Origin of the sequence: Pseudarthrobacter oxydans (assembly GCF_034258515.1) — a bacterium.
In the GTDB taxonomy this organism is placed as follows: Bacteria; Actinomycetota; Actinomycetes; order Actinomycetales; family Micrococcaceae; genus Arthrobacter.
This window is the reverse complement of sequence record NZ_CP139438.1, coordinates 1,472,052-1,492,416: the sequence shown is the minus strand read 5'-3', so window position 1 is coordinate 1,492,416 and position 20,365 is coordinate 1,472,052. Positions and strand designations below refer to the sequence as shown.

The window sequence follows — 20,365 nt, the reverse complement described above, 5'->3', positions numbered from 1 at the left end:
GGTTGCTGCGCGCCGCCCTGTTGGGCAGGGGCGCTCCGCAGGAGGTGCAGAAGGCCGCACCGGCCCGGATGGAGCGCTGGCAGCGGGGGCATGTCTGGAGTTCCGCGGTCACGGCGCCGGAGGTCCTTGCCTTGGCGGTTCCGGCGCCTGCCGGTCCTGCAGCGGCGTTGCCTGCACCGCCGTTGCTTCCGGTGCAGGCGTTGCGGAGTGTTCGCCGTCCGCGCCAGTACGACGGCGGGTGGACGGCCTGAGTGCCGACAGGGCCGGCAAAGCCAGCCGGCCACGCTGGGCCAGCGGGCTGCGGCGGGCCAGGGCACCGCGTGCGTCAGCAAGCAGCGACCGCGGGGAGAACCTTGCCTGCTGCCGCTGCCAGAAACCTGCCGTGGAGGTCATCTCCTTCAGCGAGCTGTCCACGATGGTCCAGTACTCCCGCACCTCGTCCTCGCTGGGCTGGCCGGCACCGAAGATCGACGCATCCGCGCGGCGGGCCAGCATCGTGGTGGTACCGCCCGCGGCCGGAAACGCCTCGGCCAGGACCGCGGCGCTTTCGCGGCGGGTGGCCCGGGTGTCGACGGCGGCCCCCATGTCCGTGGCGAGGCTGACCACCTCGCTCCAGCCGCCCCCTACGCGCTGCGCAGGATGGCCTTCGCTGAACCGCGACTTCCGCCGTCGTGATTTCAACAGGACGACCAGCAGCAGCGGGAGCGCAAGGACGGACAGCGGTATCAGGGCGATGCCCAGCGCGCCCAACAGGGCGCCCCAGAAGAGCCACGGGTTGTTTTTCTTCTGGTCCGCATCCAGCGCATCGGGCGACGAGTCCGGCGGCAGGTCCGCGGGTTCCTGCGGCGGGGGCGGCGGCTGCAGCACCTGCGGCTTGGGCTTGGATTTGTTTTCCGGGTCCGGCGGGATGGGAATGTTGTCCTTGGGCGGCGTCGGATCGAAACTTACCCAGCCCACCCGTTCAAAGGCCACTTCCACCCAGGCGTGCACGTCCTTGCCGGTGATCTTGACTTCGCCTGCCCCGTTTTCCGGACTGGTGGGTTCGGGGTAGAAGCCCATCACCACGCGGGACGGGATGCCCAGGTGGCGGAGCATGAGGGACATGGCCACCGCGTACTGCTCGTCGTCGCCCAGCATCTGCTTGGCCGTGAGGAGATTCCTGATCCGGGCAGAACCGTGGCCGGACACACTCGGGAGCTGGCCTTCGCTGACCAGCCCGTTGCTGAATGCCCCGGTCTTCTGGAAATGCGCCTCAATCTGCCGGACCCGGTCGATGGCGGTGGGGGCGTCAGTGGACAGGTCATTGGCCTGCGACCCCACCACCGGGGGCACTTCCGTGGCGTCGGGCAGGGACAGTTTCGCGAAGTCGTACTGCGCCAGCTGCCCGTGTTCGAGTTTCACGGGATCCGAAACCTGGACCTTGTAGGAATCTCCGCGGGAGAGCCCGTTGGTGGTGACGGCGGTATCCGTGCCGGCATTGAAGTAGAGGCCGGACGCCGCGGCCGAGGCGCTGTCATCAAAGCTCAGCCCCGTGGTTTTACGCCCGCCGGGCACGAAGAATCCCTGGTAGTCCTCAACCGTGATGCTGATGGCGTAGTCCTTGGTGGGAACAACACCGGAGGTGTCCGCCAGGGTGTTGATCGACTCGGTATCGCCGACCTTGCTGAAGTTTCCCGAGCCGTTGGGGTCCATGGTGTAGTTGGTTCCGTTGAAGGCGTCCAGGGCCCCCAGCCGGACCCGGCCATCACGGGGAAGGCCCTTGACCACAAAGAGGGTGTCGTCCTTCTTGTCCTTGACGAACGTGCGGAAGCTGGCCAGTGGCGTGATGTAGTCCTTGGGGTCGAACGGCGGGACCACCACGTTCCGGAGGACCTTCCGGTCATTGCCCGCGGTGACCAGCGGCGCCGAAAGCGCCGTAACGGCCACGCTGACGGCGATGACGCCGGCGGCCATTCCCAGCCTCCGGATCTTCGCCCGCTGCGCGGTGGCGGTATCCGTCTGCGGATTGTTGACGGATACCTTTCGCGTGGAGTTCTTCCTGAGGGCGTCCCGGCGGAAGGTGGCCCAGGCGATGCCCAGGACCGTCAGGCCGATGCCGCGTTCGAGGGTGAGGAACGCGGCGTTGGTGCTGAAGGCGATCCCGGTAACGAACAGGACCAGCACCGGCAGGAGCGGAAAGTAGGGGCTTCGAAGGCGCCACGTCAGGACACCGGCCGCCAGGGCGGTGACCAGGGAGCTCAGGAAGGGAACAATCAGCACGCCGCCTGCCGTGCCCACGGGGACACCGACCGTCAGCATGTCCTTCCAGGCGAACACCACCCCCAGGAGGAGGGTCCGGAGTGAGTCAAGGGTGGGGACAAAACCTGCGATTGCCGCGTCGGGCACCGCCAGCAACGTGCCGAGGACCAGGTAGGCGCCAAGGGCAACCGCAGTGGTGATGAGCAGTCCGAGCCGCAGGTGCGCGTTGAGCGCGCCGATGGCCAGGCCCAGGAGGATGCCGCCGAAGCCGGAGAACAGGTAGTACGGGTCGCCGCCGAAGCTGAGGCCGAAGCCAAGCAGGCCAAGCCCCAGCAGGACCGTCAGCGCGCCGGCGTCGAGCACGAAGTGCCAGGCCGGCTGGCCGTCGGCGAAGGCGGAGGCCTGGTTACGGCCGCTGCCGGACGCACCGCGGTTGGTGCCGGTTGGTTCGCTGCGCGGGCGCGTGCTGCGCGGGCGCAGGCCTTCCGTGGAGGTCATGCGGCGGCCTTTCTCAGCACAATGGCAAGGTCGTTCAGGTCGCCGAGCGTCAGCACGGTGAGGTCTGCGATGTTGGCGCGGCCGGGCGAAGCGCCGGCTTCCACCCGCACCGCGAGGCTGCGGACGCCGGGCGGCACGGACGCGGCCGCGGAGCGCAGCTGGGTGGCCGTCACGTTGCTGCCTACCACGAGGAAAACCACGGAGGCGTTGGGGACGGTGTCCGCAAGGGTCCTGGCGAGGTCGACGGCGGTCCGCCGCATGGGAGCTCCCACAATCCTGGTCATGTCATCGAGCATGTTCCGCCCGGTTTCACAGCGGAGCGGGCCTTTCTGGGTCAGGACGTCCAGCTCACGCTGCTCGCGGATGGCCTGCCGGCCGATCGATGCGGCTGCGGAGATGGCCATCTCGAATTCGGCTTCGGAGGCGTATTCGTCCGTGTTGATGGACAGCGAGATGGCCAGGTGGGCCCGGCGTGTTTCCTCGAATTGGCGCACCATGAGCTTGTTGGTCCGCGCGGTGGTTTTCCAGTGGATGTGCCGGCGGTCATCCCCCGGCACGTAGTCGCGAAGCGCATGGAAGGACACGTCCGCACTGGACAGGTCCGTGGTGGGCATTCCTTCCAGGTCGCGGATAAAGCCGGCGGCCGAACCGGCCAGGGCCACCGTGCGCGGATGGACGAAAAGGTCTTCCGGTTCGGTCCACAGGACCTGGCGGCGCAGCAGGTGCAGCGGGTCTGCCCGGACCGACCGGACAGGTCCGACGACGATCACGGCACGGCGGGCGGTGGGAATGGTGAAGAGGTCCTCGTGCACCTGCTGCGGCTTCATGCGGGGCAGGTGGAACACAGCCGTGACGCTGCCCACCGGAAGTTCCAGTGCTGCGGGCAGCAGGGGCCGGGCTGATGTGTTGGACACGGCGATGCTGCCAACGGCACTGTCCCCCACGGCCACCCGGGTGCGGGCGAGGTCGAGGAGCACTCCATAGGAAGAGCGGCCCAGGACAAAGGCGATGGCAATCAGGAACATCACGAACGCCGCGATGGCCGCAGCCTTCGCCTCCTGCCAGCCGAACGCCTGCCCGGTGGTCCAGAGCAGGATGGCGGCAGCCAGGACGGACCAGCCCAGGACGCTGACCACGGACAGCACGGGCCAGGCGTACTTCAGCCATGCAGTCCGGACGGTACGCCAGGCTGGCGCCAGCGCCATGGCTGCAGTGTTCCGCGCCTCGGACCAGACTGCCGACGGGTGCAGCTGCGTGGGCCGGCCATCCCTGTGGAAGGGTTGCTTGAGACGCTCCGCGAGCCGGGTCAACGGGGTGCCGGTGGACATATGTGTGCCTTCGTTGTTGCGTGGACGTGGTGGGGTCCGTGCCGGGACCGTCAAGCGTTGGTGCGCTGCTGGGGAGCCGCGACATCCGCCAGGATCCGTGTCAGCACGGCTTCCGGAGTGGCTCCGGAGAACTCTGCCTCCGGATCCATGACGAAACGGTGGGTCCACACCACCGGGGCCAGTTCCTTGATGTCATCCGGCAGCACGAAGTTCCGCCCCTGCCCGGCCGCCCAGACCTTTGCTGCACGGACCATGGCCAGGGCCCCGCGGACCGAGACGCCCAGTCGGGTTTCGGGGGCGTTGCGGGTCTCCTCGCAGAGCCGCGAGATGTACTCGAGCACGGCCGTGTCCACGTGCACCGTGGCGGCGAGGTCTGCCATGTCGGCCACAGCCTGGGTGGTGATGACGGCGGAGAGATCCTGCGACCGGTCCTTCAGGTTGGAGCCGCCCAGCAGCCGGACCGTGGAGGCGTGGTCCGGGTAGCCGATGGAGGTCTTGATCAGGAAGCGGTCCAGCTGTGCCTCCGGCAGGCGGTAGGTGCCTGCCTGCTCGATGGGGTTCTGCGTGGCCATCACCATGAACGGGCGCCCGGCCTCGTAGGTGACGCCGTCAACCGTGACCCGGGACTCCTCCATGACCTCCAGCAGAGCCGACTGGGTCTTCGGCGAAGCACGGTTGATTTCGTCCGCCAGGACGATGTTGTTGAAGATCGGGCCCTTGTGGAACTCGAACTTCTGCGTCTTCTGGTCGTAGATGGTCACACCGGTGACGTCCGAGGGCAGCAGGTCCGGGGTGAACTGGATGCGGTTGTTGGACCCCTGCACCGTGGCGGCCAGGGCCCGGGCCAAGGAGGTCTTACCGGTGCCGGGGGCGTCCTCGAACAGCACATGGCCTTCGGCGAGCATGGCGGTGAAGGTGAGCCGGATGACGTGCTCCTTGCCCAGGACGGCCTGCCCCACATTGGCAACGAGTTTCTCGAAGGTGTCTGCAAACCACGCGGCCTGCTCGATGGTCATGGTCATGATGTACGTCCTTTGGTGAGGCTGCTGGTTAGGCGGGGCGGAAACGGGGGGTGGGCTTGAACGGTCAGCATCGGGGAACGTCCGGACCGCTTATATCGATCGTGGCGCGCTTGACGTACCAGCCGGGCCAGGGGCCGCCATCCATGCGGTACCACTTGTAGTAGCCGGGATCCGACTCTGGCGAACCGTAGATGTTCATCCAGCAGGCGCTGTCGATCCAGCCGTCCGAGAAGGACACCCAGTTGGCGTCGCTGGAACCGCAACGGGCATCGCCGTTGACATTGCTGTATCGGTCTGGAACGCCCGGCTTTCCGGGGCAGCTGTTGACGGTCGAAGCCTCGACCCGGACCTTTGTGGGTGCCGGAGGAGGCGTCGGGTCGGCGCCGGATGTGGAGGTCGCTGGCCCGCCGATGGCGCCGTCCACCACCGTCACGGCACGGACCCGCAGTCTATGGCTCTGGCTCCATCCGCCGGCGCCGGCATCGAAGCTGTTGGCCTTGTTGACGTTCTGCCACGCTCCGCCGTCCATGCTGACCTCGTAATGGCTCAGCGGACGGCCGTTGGTGTTCGGGTTGTTCCAGGTCCAGTGCACCTGGCCATCGCCCTTCGGTGATGTGCCCCCGTTCACGTTGGGTGCATTGGCCGGTCCGTACGGGTTGCCGGCTCCGATGGCCTTGGCGTCACCGGACACGTTGTTCTTGGTGGACGTGGCAATGATGTTGATGGTGATGTCCTGGCCGTTCGGCAGGCCGTTGATGTTGCCGCCGGGGGCACTGATGGGCCCGGCCTGGCCGTTTGAAGCCCGGTAGGAGTAGGCGATCTCGCTCGCCGTGGAGCCGTTGCGCTGGGCTTCCGTCAGTGGCGTGAAGGTGACCTTGAGCTGCCCGCTGTTCCCCGTTTCCGCCACCGTTCCACCGCTGACCTGGCCGGGCTTGCCGGCAGCGCGGATGGCAGCCGACTGGGGGCTCGTCCCGCTGGTACCCGCCTTGTTGGTGGCTGACACCGTAAACGTGTAGTTCGTTTCCGAGTTGTCCACGGTGACGTTCTGGGTGGTTCCGGCCACCTGCTGGCTGGACACCACGGCACCGCCGCGGAGGGTAGTCAGGGTGTAGGCGGAGACTGCATCGCCGTTGTTGTTCGGCGCGGTCCAGCTCACCTTCAGCTGGCTTTGCGAACCCACCGAACCTGCGTCTGTGGCGGCGGGGGCCGCGGGCGTGGCCGGTACGCCTGCCGGAACCATGGCTGCTGAATAGGGGCTCCACTCGGAGGGTTCCTTGGCGTCATTGCGCGCCAGGACCCGGACTTTGTAGGAGACGCCGTTCTGCAGGCCCTTCCAGACGTAGCTGACGCCCGTCAGGTTTTGGATCTGGGCGTTCTGGCCGGCGGGAGGAGGCGAGATCTCCAGGTCGTAGGACTTCACCGGTGAGCCCTTGCTGGCCGGAGCGGTCCAGTTGACGGACAGCTCCCTGTCGCCGAACTTCAGCGACGGTGCCAGCGGGGTATCGGGCTTCACATCAGGTCGCACCTCGGCGGACGCAGGCGAGCGGTCGGACTCGCCGAACTCGTTCGTGGCCGTGACCTGGAAGTGGTACTTGGTGTTGTTGGCCAGCCCGTTGAGGGTGCAGGTGTTGGCCGGGCAGTCCTGCCGGAAGCCGGACTCTCCGTACACGGTGTATTTAGTGATTGCTGAACCGCGGTCCGCCGGCGCCGTCCAGGTCAGGAGCGCCGTCTGGTCGCCAACACTCTGGGCCTGCGGGGTGGTGGGGGTTTGGGGTTTGTCCTTGACGGTGAGCCGGACGCGGGCGGTGGCATTGCGGGAGTCATCGCCGGTCTTGTCGGCCACTGTGTAGGACACCACCATGGTGCCGGTGAATCCAGGCGCAGGGGTGACTGTGATGGAATCGCCGTTCACGTCCACGTTGCCGCTGCCGGTTTCCGCAGCGGCCGCAATGATTTTGAGTGCGGACTCCGGGAACGGGTTGGCATCGTTGGCGAGCACGTTCACCGTCACCGGTTTACCGGCGGCAACGTTGTCCTGCACGTCGTCGTTCGCCACCGGCTTCGGCCGGTTGGAAGCCGTCACCTTCAGCTGGTAGGTGGCCGTGGCTTCGAGCCCGCGGGAATCCCTGGCTTTGACCTGGACGGCGGCCGTCGTCCCGGCCCCGCTCGAGTCTGCCGCGGAAACCTTCAAGGTCTTGCCGTCGATGCCGGCGTTGAAACCGGCAGGCGATCCTCCCACCAGCTCGTACTTCATCTTTTCGACGTCGTCCCGGTCAGGGTCCGCCGTCAGCTTGCCCAGGTCGGTGCTCGCGGAGTCGCCCTTGGGCACGTCCAGGTTTGTGCCCAGCAGTTCCGGAGGGTTGTTCTTGTTCGGATCCGGCAGCACCTTGGTGCGGATGCTGAGGGTGGACTTCAGGCCGGCCGGATCATCCGGGCCGGTCCCGTCGGTCACCTCGAAGGTAAGGGAACCCGGTCCCACGTAGTCCGCGCCGGCGGTGTACTTAAGTCCCGTGCCGTCGCCGGTCACGGGGTCGCTGCCGTCGGCGCCGATGAGCCTAATGCGGTCCGTCTGGGTGAGCCGCGGCGAGCGGCCCTCCCGGACCCTGACCCACTCATCCAGGTCAACATCCACGGACTGGCCTGCAACTACCTCAAGCACTTCGTCCTTGGCCAGGGTGGGCACCTGCTGGCCGAGGCCCGGTACCCAGATCACCGCCGTCGACTTCTGGCCGTCCACATCCTCTACGGTGTAGGGGATGAGCTGGGGCTGCTCAGTCAGGTCCACGATCATGTTGCCGTCCGCCCCGGGCCGGGCGGTGGTGGCTTCGGTGCTGACCTTGAGGTTTTCCCCTACGCCGTCCGGGTCCTCGTCGTTCTTCAGGACAGGGACGTCCACTGCGGTTTTGCCCATGGTCTGGGCGGACGTCACCCTGTCATCACGGGCGATGGGCGCCTTGAGGGGAACCTCATTGTCCACCACGACGCGGATTGCGGCCTGGGCGGAGGCGTCGCGGTCGTCTGCAATGGTGTAGCGCACGTTGACGGTTCCGGCTTCTGCTGGAGCCAGCAGGATGATCCGGCCGCTCGCTTTGCTTACCGTGGCCTGCAGCGCTGCGTCGGCCTCGATGCCGTCACTGAGGATGCGGATGAGGTCGCCGTCGGGATCGGTGTCGTTGCCGGTGGCGTCGACGGCGATCTGGCGGCCGGGGCGAACCCTCACTTCGTCGTCCACGGGAGTGGGCTTCTGGTTGACCTCGCCGCGCGGGGCGATGCCCACGGTGACGGTTCCGGTGTTGACGGCGCCCTGCCGGTCCACCACCTTATAGCGGAACGTGTCTGTCCCGGCGCCGTTGCCGGCAGCCGTGAAGTCGATGAAGTTGCTGCCCACGGTGGCCATGCCCATCGCGGGCGTACTGTCGATGCCGGTCAGCTGGACGGAGTCGCCGTCGGGATCGATGCCGTCCAGCTGGACGGGAATCCGGACCGTGCCGGCGGCCACTACGCGTGCCGTCAGGTTGCGCGGCTGCGGGCGTGAGTTTTCGGCCCCCTCCAGGGGAAGGATGTGGATGGTCACCGCTGCGGCGCTCTTTTGGCCCTGCGGATCCACGGCGTTGTAGATGGCCCGCACGGTCTTGGGCTGCGGGCCGGCAATGAACCGGAGCGTGTTCTCCGAGACGAAGCTCTTCCCGTCCACGGGACCAACGCCCTGCGGAAGAACCGGGTCCACGGTGAGCTCCTGGCCCTGCGGGTGGGTATCGTTCTCGAGCACCGGGATGGTGACGACGTCGTTAACCCGGACGTTCACTTCATCGGGCTTGGGCTGGGGTGCTTCCAGGACGGCGGGGGCCGGGACGGGCACCACCGATACGCTGCCGGTGGCCGACTTCTTGCCGTTGGACATGGTGTATTCGAAGAGGACCGGGTCCTTGGTTCCGAGGATGTCGGTAATCCGCAGGACGCTGTGGTTGATCACGCTCACGGATGCGGTCGAATTTTCCGGCAGCTTCACGGACTGCAGCACCAGGACTCCCCCCGAGGGATCGGAGTCGTTGGCCAGCGGGTCCACCAGCACGCTTCCGCCGGTGGGCATGAGCGCGACGTCGTGGACGGCGACGGGGTTGCCGGTTTCATCCCCGGACTCGACGTCAACGCGGATCAGCCCCTGGCTGCTTTGCGGCCCGTTGCTGGCGATGTAGGTGAGGTAGACGGGGCCGGGGGTGGTGCTGCGGAAGGTGAAGGTGCCGCCGTCGGTCACGGGACCCAGCTCGGCGGGGCCGCTGGCCTCCACCTGGGCCAGGCGGAGGGCGCCGCCGTTGGGGTCCACGTCGTTCTTCAGCGGCGAGATGACCAGGTCCTGGCCTGCCACTGCCGTGACGTGGTCGGCGTTGACCACCGGTGCAAGGGCTCCCGGCGGCTGGACGTTGACCACCACTTTTCCGGTGACAGTGGCCCTGCCGTCCCAGATGGTCACCTCCACGGCCTTCTTGCCGGCTGTCGCACCGGAGTCCTGGAAGGTCAGCAGGCCGTCGCGGCGGACTTTGACCTGGTCCTGGTCGTTGTCCGCTTTGGCGTCAAGGAGCACCAGGTCGTCCCCGTCGGGGTCAATCCAGTCGGTAAGGATGTTCTGGCTGACGGTTTTGCCCTGTTCCACGAGCATGGTGGTGTTGTCGCCGCGCTTGAACCGGGGTGGCTTGTTCTCTTCGGGGGCCACCACGCTGAGGGTGACCTGCCCGGTGGCGGAAAGGCCGCGGCCGTCGGAGGCGCTGTAGCTGAATGTTTCCGTACCGGGCTTCGCGCCGGCCGGAACGGAGATCTGGAAGGCCGTGCCGCCGTAGATGTTCTCAAGGCTGCCGGCCTGGGGTCCGGAATCCCCGACGGCGGCAGTGAGGACATCGCCGTCGGGGTCCGAATCGTTGTCCAGGACGCTGAGGATGGTGGTGCGGCCGGGGCGCACGCCGACGGCGTCGGGCTTGGTTTCCGGCGGACGGTTGGGCTTGGTGCGGTCCGGCAGGACGTTGATGGTGTTGTTGTCCGCGGATTCCTGGTCCTGCTCGTCGGATTCGTTCTTGGGCGGGATGACGTCGTCCCAGTTGTTGACCAGCTGCATGTTCTGGTTCACCAGCCACACGTTCCCGGAGTTCACGTCATTCAGGACCACCAGGTCCCGGTTCACCCGGAAAACATACGACGGCGAAGCACTCGCCTTGGGCACGTCAACGTTCTTGTCATCACCATCATTGACACAGTCCCGCACATACTTGTTAGCCCCGGACCACGCCGCATGCACACACCCGCCCAACTGGACCGGGGCAGCCGGCACGCCCTCGCCGTCGAACGCCACCGTCTTCGCCGCGGATCCGTCCAGGGGCTGCTTCAGCAACGCCTTCCGCGTGGCGATGGCCACGAAACCGCTGGCAGGGCCGCCCTGCTGCAGCTTCGCCTCCCGCGCATTCTCCAGCTGGAGCCGCTTCCCGCCGGGCAGGAACAACTTCCCGGCCGCCGCATCCAAAAGCACCGGCTTGTCCCCCACCACCGTGATCTGCAGATCCCCCGAACCCTTCAGCTCGGCCCAGGTCTCCGACTCCGAGGCCGTCACCTCGCCGTTGGCGTCAACAGCCGTCACCGTCACCGCGCCGGACTTGGGGTCCGCCGAGTAAATCCGGTCATCATCCCCGACCGCCGAGACAATGCCCTCCGAACCCACCATCACGGGCTCCGACGCTTCCTCGTCAAAACCATTAACAGTGGACGGCGACACAGCCCACACCTTGCCCGACGCCGCATCCGTCACGGAAATAACCTCCGAGCCGAAGCTCACGTCCGCCGATCCCGGCAACTGCTTATCCCCGCCCAGCCGCATGTTCGCCGGCGACACCTGGTTCAGTGTTGACCCGGTCTCATCATCGACGAACACATCCCCCGCATCCTGCAGGATGTCGAACGTCGTCGAAGCGGGCGTCACAGCCCCATCAAGAACGCGGGAGGGGTAGTTAAGCCGGCCCACCGCATTCTTCGACTTCGAGACCACCCACACCCCGCCGTCGTTCAACTCCACCTCGGTGGTCTTGAACCCCGGATACAGCACCGCACCGGTGACCAGGACAGCGACGACGGCACTGAATGCAGTGCCCGTGACGAGTTTTTTGTGGCGTCTTTTCAGCCCAAGCTTCCCCAGCAGAGTTGTCACAGCTTTACTTTTCCCCTGAAATTTGTGGCGGCCCCCTGGCCAGCCCGTCCAAAGACCCGGTATAGGGCTCTCTGTTCCCGGGTTAGCCTACCGAAGCAGGACGGCGGCCGCGATGGGGAGCGCTCCCCCGCCGTGCCACCTGTGGCGCTGCCCGTTACTTCTAGCATTGCGGGATTCCATGTCCCTCAGGCTCACCCAAGGTGGTGTTGCCGACCTGGACGGTGCGGCCAACGTAGCGCCCATCAGGATGCGAACTGATGCGGTACCACTTGTAGGTGCCCCGGGCGTCGGGGACGGTCCGCCACATAAAGCAGTTGACGGTGAAGGTTGGGCCGGAGCCGTAGATCCAGGGATAGCCGCTGACCACACCATCGCAGGTGTGTTCCGCGCCCGTCGGCGACCGCCACGAGGTCTGGCCTGAGGCAGGCGCATCAGTACACGTCCGGTAGCCAACGATTGAGTTGCCCCACTCCGTCTTGGCCGGCCCGGACCTGGCGGTCGCCTCGGCGACGCCTCCGCCGTTCCCTATGGAATTCACGGTCTGCACCTGGATCGAGTGGGGCTCGTCGAAGCCGCCGGTGTTCACTGTCCGGCTTCCCGAAGCCGCCACCCTTTCCCAGCCCCGGCCGTCAATGTTGATCTGCGTGTAGGCGACATCGTTGGTGGCCGTGGACGGCGAGGTCCAGCTGAAGCTCAGCGACTTCTGGTTTTGCCCGCCGTTCTGCCCTGTCGCAGAGGGTGTGCCGGGTGCGCCGTGCGGCGTGGTGGTGGCGGCCGTGCTGGCGTCTGAACTCGGTGCCACACTTGAGTTGGCCACCACCGTGATGGACGTGGGCGTACCGTTCGTGAAGCCACCCACTGTTTGCCCGGGCCTGATGGGACCGGTTTGCCCGGTGCTGGCGTTGTAGCTGTAGCTGACCTCGCCATACGCCGACCCGTTGCGTTCAGCCGCCGTTAGTTCCTTGAAGTTGATGGTCACCTGTCGCCCAGCGCCGCCGGTGTCTGCCGCGGCGGCCGTCACTCCGGAGACCTGGCCCAGCTTGCCGGTGGCGCGCCGGGGTGCCGAAGCGGGACTGACGGCGCCCTTGCCGGCCTTGTTTTCCGCCTGGACGGTGAAGGTGTATTCGGCTTCGGAATTGTTGGCCGTGAAGTTGGCCGTCCGTACCGTGCCCGGGATGGCCTGGGTCTGCGGCGCGCCGCCGCCGCCGCTCATGGTGACGTAGTAGTTTCTGATCGCGTCACCGTTGGTGTCGGGTTCGGTCCAGTTCACGCGCAGTTGGTTGGTGCTCCCCACAGCAGACGCCACGGCGGAGGTCGGTGCCGCGGGCGCAGCGGGCACGCCGGCAGGGTTGTCTTCGGAGGAGTAGATGCCCCAGTCGGACGGGCCCAGCTCGTTGACCGCCTGGGCGCGCACCTTGTAGCGGACGCCGTTCGTCAGGCCAGGCCAGGTGTAGGTCAGGCCCGTGACCCCGTTTTTCACGGCGATGCCGCTGGCTGGCGGTGGCGAGATCTCCAGGTTGTAGCTCTTGACGGCCGAACCCTCGGTCCTGGCAGGGGGCCAGTCGATCACCATGTTCTTGTCGCCGGCTTTGACCGTGGGCGCCTCCGGCGGGGACGGCTTTTCGTCGGGCCGGATCTCGTTGGACTGCGCAGACGCCTGGGAGTCGCCCACCTCATTGGTGGCGGTCACAGTGAAGACGTACTTCACGTCGTTGGTCAGACCGCTCAAAGTGCACGTGGTGGTGGCGCACTGTTGTTCAAATCCGGTGTTGGAGCGCACGGTGTAGCCGGTGATGGTGGCGCCGTTGTCTGACGGCGGCGCCCATTTGAGCACAGCCGTCCGGCTGCGCACGTCCGTGGCGGTGGGGGCCGAGGGCGGGTCCGGCTTATCCCGGACGGTGATGCGCACCCGGCCGTCAGCATGGCGGGAAGGGTCATCGGTCTTGTCCGAAATGACGTAACGGAGCACCATGACGCCTTTGAATCCCTCTGCGGGAGTCACCGTGAGCGAGTCCCCGGCGACCACCGGCTGCCCTGTTGCGGACCCCGTTTCCACCGCCACTGAAACGATTTCCAGCGGGGTGTCGGCAAAGGGGTTGAAATCATTGGCGAGGACGTTGATGGTCTCGGCCCGGCCCGCGTTGGCCTTTTCGATGACGTCTTCCCCGGCTGTGGGAAGGGGCCGGTTGGAGGCGACTACCGTGGCTGTTACCGAGGCCTTGACCGGTTCGGATCGGCCGTCGGTGACCTTCAGCGGGATGTTTCCCTTCCGGCCGGCGGGCGAGCCTGCTGCAGCACTGACCTTGAGTGTCTGCCCCTCGAGGGAGGCAGTGAAGCCCTCCGGCGTGGTCCCGTCAAACTCAAATTTGAGCTTCTCCTGGTCCCCGGCATCCACGTCCCTGGCCAGGGTGCCCAGTTCAAGGGCAGCAGTTTCGGCCTTCGGCACGTCAAGGTCGGTTCCCCTGAAGGTGGGCTCGTGGTTCGCGGCCGGGTCCGGAATGACCCGGGTGATGATGGTCAGGGTGGATTTCAGGCCCTGCGGATCTTCCGGACCGGACCCGTCTGTCACTTCGAACGTCACGGAGCCGGGGCCGACGTAGTCTTTGAGCGCCGCATAGCGCAGGGCGTCGCCGTTTCCGGCGATGACGCCCTGGGTGTCAGCGCCCTGGACCTGGACCTTGTCTGCCTGCGTAATGTGGGGAGAGCGGCCCTCCCGGACCCGCACGTATTCGCTCAGGGCGAAGGTGATTTCCTTGCCGGCCATCACTTCCACAACGTCGGTCCTGGCCAGGCTGGGGTGCTGTTCACCCTGACCGGGCACCCAGATGACAGCAGTGGCGCTCTGGCCGTCCACGTCGGTGACAGTGTAGGGAACCAGCTGGTCCCCCGCGGCAAGGCCGACCACAACGTTGCCGTCGCCGCCGACGCGGGCGTTCGGGTTGCCGTCCGGCAGGCTGACCTTGAGTTCGGCGGCCACGCCGTCGGGGTCTGAATCGTTCTTCAGCACCGGCACGTCGACAGCGGACTTGCCCAGCGTCTCGGCGGGGGTGATCACATCGTCTTTCGCCACCGGCGCCTTCAGCGTGGCGTCGGGAGAGATGCTGACCCGGATCACTGCACTGCCCTGGGCTTTTTTGTCATCCTGGATCTTGTAGCTGACGTTCTCATTGCCCGCGTTGCCGGGCGCAGTAAGCAGCACCCTGCCGTCAGCGGTTTCGACACCGAGTTCCGGCCGGGCTTCAAACGCGTTACTGACGAGCCCGATCGGGTCACCGTCCGGGTCGGAGTCGTTGCTGAGCGCGTCAACGGCGATCTTGCGTCCGGGACGGACATCCACGGAATCGTCCACTGCGATGGGTCTCTGGTTGTTGGCCTCGGGTGGCGCGATGCCCGCAATGACCGTGCCGGTGTTCTCGGCGCCGATTCTGTCCCTGACCCGGTAGGTGAAGGTATCGGTGCCGGCCGCCGTGCCCGTGGCGGTGAATTCGAGGTAGCCGTCCCTGGCCACGGCGGTTCCCATGGCGGGGGCTTTGTCCACCCCGATGAGCTGCACGGAGTCGCCGTCGGAGTCGATGCCGTCCAGCGGGACGGGGATCCGAACCACCATTCCAGACACCACGCGGGCGGTGAGGTTCTTCGGCTCGGGACGGGTGTTCCGCTCGTCGTCCCGGGCGCGGACGCGGATGGTGACCTGCTGCGAATCCGACTGGCCGGATTCATTGGTGACTTTGTAGATTGCGTAGACGGTCTTGGGCACGTCTCCGGCGATAAAACGCAACGTGTCCCCGGCGTGGAACATCCGTCCGTCGGTGTCGTCGGGCTTCTGCGCCAGTTCGGGCTCAAGCGTGAGTTTCTCGCCGTTGGGGTCGGAGTCGTTCGCGAGGACCGGGATGGTCACCACGTCGCCCACCCGGACGGACACTTCGTCGGGTTTCGCCTGGGGGGACTGGAGCTTGGCCGGGGCGGGCACCACCAGCACTGCGATGTCGCCACTGGCCGAGGCCAAGCCGTTCGAGATTGTGTATTTGACGTTGAGCTGGCCTTGCGCCCGGATGTCGGTGATCCGGATGACCGCGTGGTCCAGCACTGAAACGCTGACCGGCAACCCGTCGGCAGCTGTGACGGACTGGACTACCAGGACCCCGCCGGACGGGTCCGAGTCATTGCCCAGGACGTCCACCAGCACAGTTCCGCCGCTTGGCAGCAGGGCTGTGTCGCGCACCGCGACGGGGGCGCCGTCACCGTCGCCGGACACCACGTCCACCCGGACCAGCTGCTGGGCGCTGGCCGGCCCGTTGGTTACCAGGTAAGTGACGTAGTGCGGTCCCTGGGCCGCGGAGTTGAACGTAAAGGTCTGCTGGTCCGCCCGCAGGGTTGCTGTGGCGTTGCCGTCCGGGGTGACCTGGGCCAGGCGGAGGGCGCCGCCCTGGGGGTCGGAGTCGTTTTTGAGGGGTGCTATCACCGCGTCGACGCCTGCGACGGCCACCACGTGATCCGCGTTGGCGATCGGGGGCAGGGCGCCGGGGGCGCGGACGTCTACCGTGACCTTGCCTTCCGTTGTGGACTGGCCGTCGGAAACGGTCAGGGTGACCACCTTGCGGCCGGGCTCCGTTCCGGCGTCCTGGAAGGTCAGCAGGCCGTCCGGTCGGACCTTGACCTGGTCGCGGGGATCGCTGCCCGCAGCGCTGACCACGTACAGATCGTCGCCGTCCGGATCCATCCAGTCAGGAAGCACGTTCTGGCTGACGATCTTGCCCGCCTGCACAACGAGCGTGGTGTTGCGGTTCGGCTTCTGCCGCGGGGCGGAGTTCTCCCCTGCCGGGATGATATTGAGCGTGACGTCGGAGGAGGCGGTGAGGCCCCGGCCATCGTCCACTGAGTATTTGAAGGTCTCGGAACCGGCTTTGTCGGCAGGGATGGCGACCTGGAAGCCGGTGGACCCGTAAATCGGGGCGAGAACGCCGGACTTAAGCTGATCAGGGGCGCGCACGGTGAGGATGTCGCCGTCCGGATCAGTGTCGTTGTCCAGGACGGGGAGCACAGCGGTCTTGCCGGCCCGGACCCCGAAAGTGTCCGGCTTGGCAACCGGAGCGCTGTTGGGCTTGGTGCGGTCCGGCAGCACCGTCTGCTGGACTTCGTCGGCGGAATCCTTGTCCGCGTCATCGGACGTTTCCTTGGGCGGGATGACGTCGTCCCAGTTGTTGACCAGCTGCATGTTCTGGTTCACCAGCCACACGTTCCCGGAGTTCACGTCATTCAGGACCACCAGGTCCCGGTTCACCCGGAAAACATACGACGGCGAGGCACTCGCCTTGGGCACGTCAACGTTCTTGTCATCACCATCATTGACACAGTCCCGCACATACTTGTTAGCCCCGGACCACGCCGCATGCACACACCCGCCCAACTGGACCGGGGCAGCCGGCACGCCCTCGCCGTCGAACGCCACCGTCTTCGCCGCGGATCCGTCCAGGGGCTGCTTCAGCAACGCCTTCCGCGTGGCGATGGCCACGAAACCGCTGGCAGGGCCGCCCTGCTGCAGCTTCGCCTCCCGCGCATTCTCCAGCTGGAGCCGCTTCCCGCCGGGCAGGAACAACTTCCCGGCCGCCGCATCCAAAAGCACCGGCTTGTCCCCCACCACCGTGATCTGCAGATCCCCCGAACCCTTCAGCTCGGCCCAGGTCTCCGACTCCGAGGCCGTCACCTCGCCGTTGGCGTCAACAGCCGTCACCGTCACCGCGCCGGACTTGGGGTCCGCCGAGTAAATCCGGTCATCATCCCCGACCGCCGAGACAATGCCCTCCGAACCCACCATCACGGGCTCCGACGCTTCCTCGTCAAAACCATTAACAGTGGACGGCGACACAGCCCACACCTTGCCCGACGCCGCATCCGTCACGGAAATAACCTCCGAGCCGAAGCTCACGTCCGCCGATCCCGGCAACTGCTTATCCCCGCCCAGCCGCATGTTCGCCGGCGACACCTGGTTCAGTGTTGACCCGGTCTCATCATCGACGAACACATCCCCCGCATCCTGCAGGATGTCGAACGTCGTCGAAGCGGGCGTCACAGCCCCATCAAGAACGCGGGAGGGGTAGTTAAGCCGGCCCACCGCATTCTTCGACTTCGAGACCACCCACACCCCGCCGTCGTTCAACTCCACCTCGGTGGTCTTGAACCCCGGATACAGCACCGCGCCAACCACCAGCACAATGAGCGCCAGCCCAAATGCGGTGCTGCCGAAAAGGCGGGAACGGAAGAGCCTGTGGCGGAACGCGGGTGCGGATACGGCGCCTTTTGCGCGTGCTTTCCCGCGAAGATTCATGGATCGGTTCCCCCAAGTAGACCCCGGCGACGGCCGGCTTCCGGCTTTAACAGCCGGGCACAACAAATATAGCCCTATTGGCTAACAAATGGATAAACCTCCGGCCTTTCCCAGGCCTTAGTCCAGCACCAAGCCTTTGCCGAGCCCGCGGCTAAGCCGCACGGGGCGGATTTCGCCGAATCCGCGGACGTTTTCGGGCGGCTGCGGTTCCAGCACGAACCGTTCGTCGTGTTCCAGTGCCGAGGCGGTCATCGAGTCCACCAGCACCGTGCCGGGATCCGCGAGGGTGGTGAGGCGGGCGGCCAGGTTCACGGTGGGGCCATAGATGTCGCCGAGCCGGGACAGGATCCTTCCCCACACCATGGCCACCCGTGCTTCGGGAAGGATTTCGTCTTCCGTGAAGGCCTGGGCAAGAGCCAGGGAGATCTCGGCACCGGCGGCCGGGGTTTCGGCGATGTAGAGGACTTCGTCGCCCACGGTCTTCACCAGCCGGCCGCCGCCCACGGAGATGATCTCCGCGCACTTGTTCTCGAAGCGCTGGACCAGCCGGGCCAGGGTTTTTTCGTTCATGCGGCGGGACAGGCTGGTATACGAAACAAGGTCCGCGAAGCCGACGGCGCGCGCCAGCGGAAGCGGGGCATCGTCCTCGTCGCCTTCCCGGCCCTCTTCGCTCGCCTGCAGGCCCGCTTCGGCCCGGACCGCGAGCCGCTGGACGCCTGCGTTGAGCTGGCGCCGCCAGGAGTAGACCAGCATTTCTTCCAGGGCGTCCACCAGTGCGGGAAGCTCATTGACCAGGCGCTTGCGGGCAACGGCGTCGGTAACACCCTGCTCATGGACCATGTCCTCCACCAGGGCTTCGATCTGCCACACCACCATCCGGTCAGTCATCTGCCCGATGGAGCGGGTGACGGAGATGGCGGCTTCCTCGGTCAGTTTCCCCGAGCGGACCAGGTCCACCACGGTGGAGAGCGCGGCCTGGTCGCGTTCAGTGAACGCGACATCCTCGTCGCCGAAGTTGGGGAAGCCGAGGGCACGCCACAGTTTGCGTGCGGACAGCAGGGACAGCCCGGCGCCGGCGGCGACTTCGCGGCGCCGGAGCTTGCGTTCGCCGCCCAGCAGCCTGGCCTCCAAAGCCTTCATGGCGAGCCGCTCGGCAGACATGGTGCCGGTGGCGGGGTGGGACTCCATCGCGGGCGGGGGTGTGGTGGAGTCCACGCGCTCCTGCTGGTCCTCATCGTTCATCCCGTCCACCTTCTCTCAATTCCCAGGGCAAAGCTCCGGCCGGATCGTCCATTGCTCCGCCGGCCTGGCTGTCATGTTCGTCGGGCAATTCCTCGATGGCATCAAGGATGAAATCCCGGAACGTGGCAACCTCCGGCACGTCCTGGAATGTCACCACGCCCTGGTACCCGGTTTCCAAGGATATATTCCCGGAACGCAACAGGCGCTGAAGTACCGATTCATGGACAGTCAGATTGCGCACCGAAGCCAGGTTCACCTGCTGGTCCCGTCGCCGCAGGATGCCGGACCGGGCAACGAGCCGCCGGCTGGTGAGCGTGTACCTGGTGCCCTGCCACCGCAGCAGCCGGGGCAGGCAATAACCCAGCCAGACCCCCGCCACCGCCAAGGCAAACCCGGCCACCAGCCACGGCGTCCACCGGGGAGCCAGCGCGGGAATGAGCTTGGCCGCCTCCCCGCGGGTTGCCCAGGCGGAAGCGAACGCGGCAAGCGCCGGTGAAAATATAAAGGCCGCAGCTGCCCCGGCCAGCTTCCTCGGCTGCGGGCGGGTGGTGACAATCACCTGCTCGCCCGGAACGAGGTCTTTACGCATAACCGCCCTGGCCGGAACCCTCCGGGGAATGCCACGGACGCAAATGCACAACGTCGCCGGCCGTCACCACATGCTCCTTGGACTCGCGGTCCACCACCAGCAGTGAACCATACTCGTCGAGGCGGGTCGCGTGGCCGATAATTTCGTGGTCGCCCGGCAGCTGCGCCCGCACCTGCTTGCCCAGGGTGGTCAGGACGGCTTCCACCCGCTTGTGCAGCGAAGGGCCGCCGGCCAGGCCTGCCGCCGGGTCGCCGTCGGCGTTGCAGAAGCCGCGGTAGAGCACGGCGAAGTGCAGAAGGTAGCTCTTCAGCAGCTCCGTACGGTCCGCAGTGCGCGGTGACTCCAGCACCACCGACGTGGCGGTGGGGACCGGGAGTTCGGCCGCCTGGAGGGTGACATTCAAACCGGTTCCCAGGATGACCGGGGGCGCGGAGCCGTCCACCATGGGGCCCAGCTGGGCCAGGATTCCCGCGATCTTCCTGCCGCGCACCAGGACGTCGTTGGGCCACTTCAACTCGGCAGGCAGGCCGGCCGTTTCCAGGAGGGTTTCCCGCAGCGCCAGGGCGCCGATGAGGGAAAGCCAGGAATAGCTCTGGGTGGGAAGCGGCCTTCCTTCGGCGTTGGCCGGCCGCAGAACGACGGAAACGGAGACAGAGCTCAGGGGCGGCGCTTCCCAGCGCCTGTCCAGGCGGCCGCGGGCCGCCGTCTGGTACTCCGCGGTCAGCACTGACATGTCCGGCCAGGCCGAAGGCTCCACGGTGACAGAGCGAAGGAGATCGGCGTTGGTGGAGCCGGTGGAGTTAACAACGTCGAGCCGCGGGATGCCGGCCGCGGACAGAAAGTGCTGGTCCGCGAGGGCCCTCCGGTCCAGTGGCGTGCCGGGGGCATGTGCGTCATCCATAGCTAAACTCTACCGACCCTGCTTAGTCCTGGCAG

The 20,365-nt window shown here is 66.6% G+C and carries 8 protein-coding genes and 1 pseudogene; all 9 read right to left on the bottom strand.

The genetic code is table 11. The annotated features are described in order from the left end of the window. Positions 1–55: 55 nt before the first annotated feature. A pseudogene (locus tag SMD14_RS06760) lies at positions 56–112 on the bottom strand (hypothetical protein); the annotation flags it as partial. After that, positions 109–2,736 (bottom strand): transglutaminaseTgpA domain-containing protein, encoded by a 2,628-nt coding sequence (locus SMD14_RS06755; protein ID WP_321215787.1) that lies wholly within the window; start codon positions 2,734–2,736, stop codon positions 109–111. The pseudogene SMD14_RS06760 and the gene SMD14_RS06755, both read right to left, overlap by 4 nt. Next, positions 2,733–4,064, bottom strand: a complete 1,332-nt coding sequence (locus tag SMD14_RS06750; protein ID WP_321215786.1) for a DUF58 domain-containing protein — start codon at positions 4,062–4,064, stop codon at positions 2,733–2,735. The genes SMD14_RS06755 and SMD14_RS06750 overlap by 4 nt, the downstream gene beginning before the upstream one ends. Positions 4,065–4,114: 50 nt before the next feature. Beyond that, a complete protein-coding gene (locus SMD14_RS06745; RefSeq protein ID WP_157238672.1) occupies positions 4,115–5,086 on the bottom strand; it encodes a MoxR family ATPase in 972 nt (323 codons plus the stop codon). A gap of 64 nt (positions 5,087–5,150) precedes the next feature. Continuing rightward, positions 5,151–11,273: an Ig-like domain-containing protein gene (locus SMD14_RS06740; protein ID WP_321215785.1), complete on the bottom strand. Its 6,123-nt coding sequence runs from the start codon at positions 11,271–11,273 to the stop codon at positions 5,151–5,153. A 160-nt stretch (positions 11,274–11,433) separates the two neighbouring features. Further along, positions 11,434–17,598 carry an Ig-like domain-containing protein gene (locus SMD14_RS06735; protein ID WP_321215784.1) on the bottom strand — a complete coding sequence of 2,055 codons (6,165 nt, stop codon included), beginning with the start codon at positions 17,596–17,598 and terminating at the stop codon, positions 11,434–11,436. 117 nt (positions 17,599–17,715) lie between these two features. Continuing rightward, positions 17,716–18,840 (bottom strand): adenylate/guanylate cyclase domain-containing protein, encoded by a 1,125-nt coding sequence (locus SMD14_RS06730; RefSeq protein ID WP_321215783.1) that lies wholly within the window; start codon positions 18,838–18,840, stop codon positions 17,716–17,718. Further along, positions 18,830–19,429 carry a PH domain-containing protein gene (locus SMD14_RS06725; RefSeq protein WP_321215782.1) on the bottom strand — a complete coding sequence of 200 codons (600 nt, stop codon included), beginning with the start codon at positions 19,427–19,429 and terminating at the stop codon, positions 18,830–18,832. Before SMD14_RS06725 ends, SMD14_RS06730 begins: the two co-directional genes overlap by 11 nt. Further along, positions 19,422–20,330, bottom strand: coding sequence for a biotin--[acetyl-CoA-carboxylase] ligase (locus SMD14_RS06720; protein ID WP_321215781.1), 909 nt, complete (start codon positions 20,328–20,330; stop codon positions 19,422–19,424). Before SMD14_RS06720 ends, SMD14_RS06725 begins: the two co-directional genes overlap by 8 nt. Between the last annotated feature and the right edge of the window lie 35 nt (positions 20,331–20,365).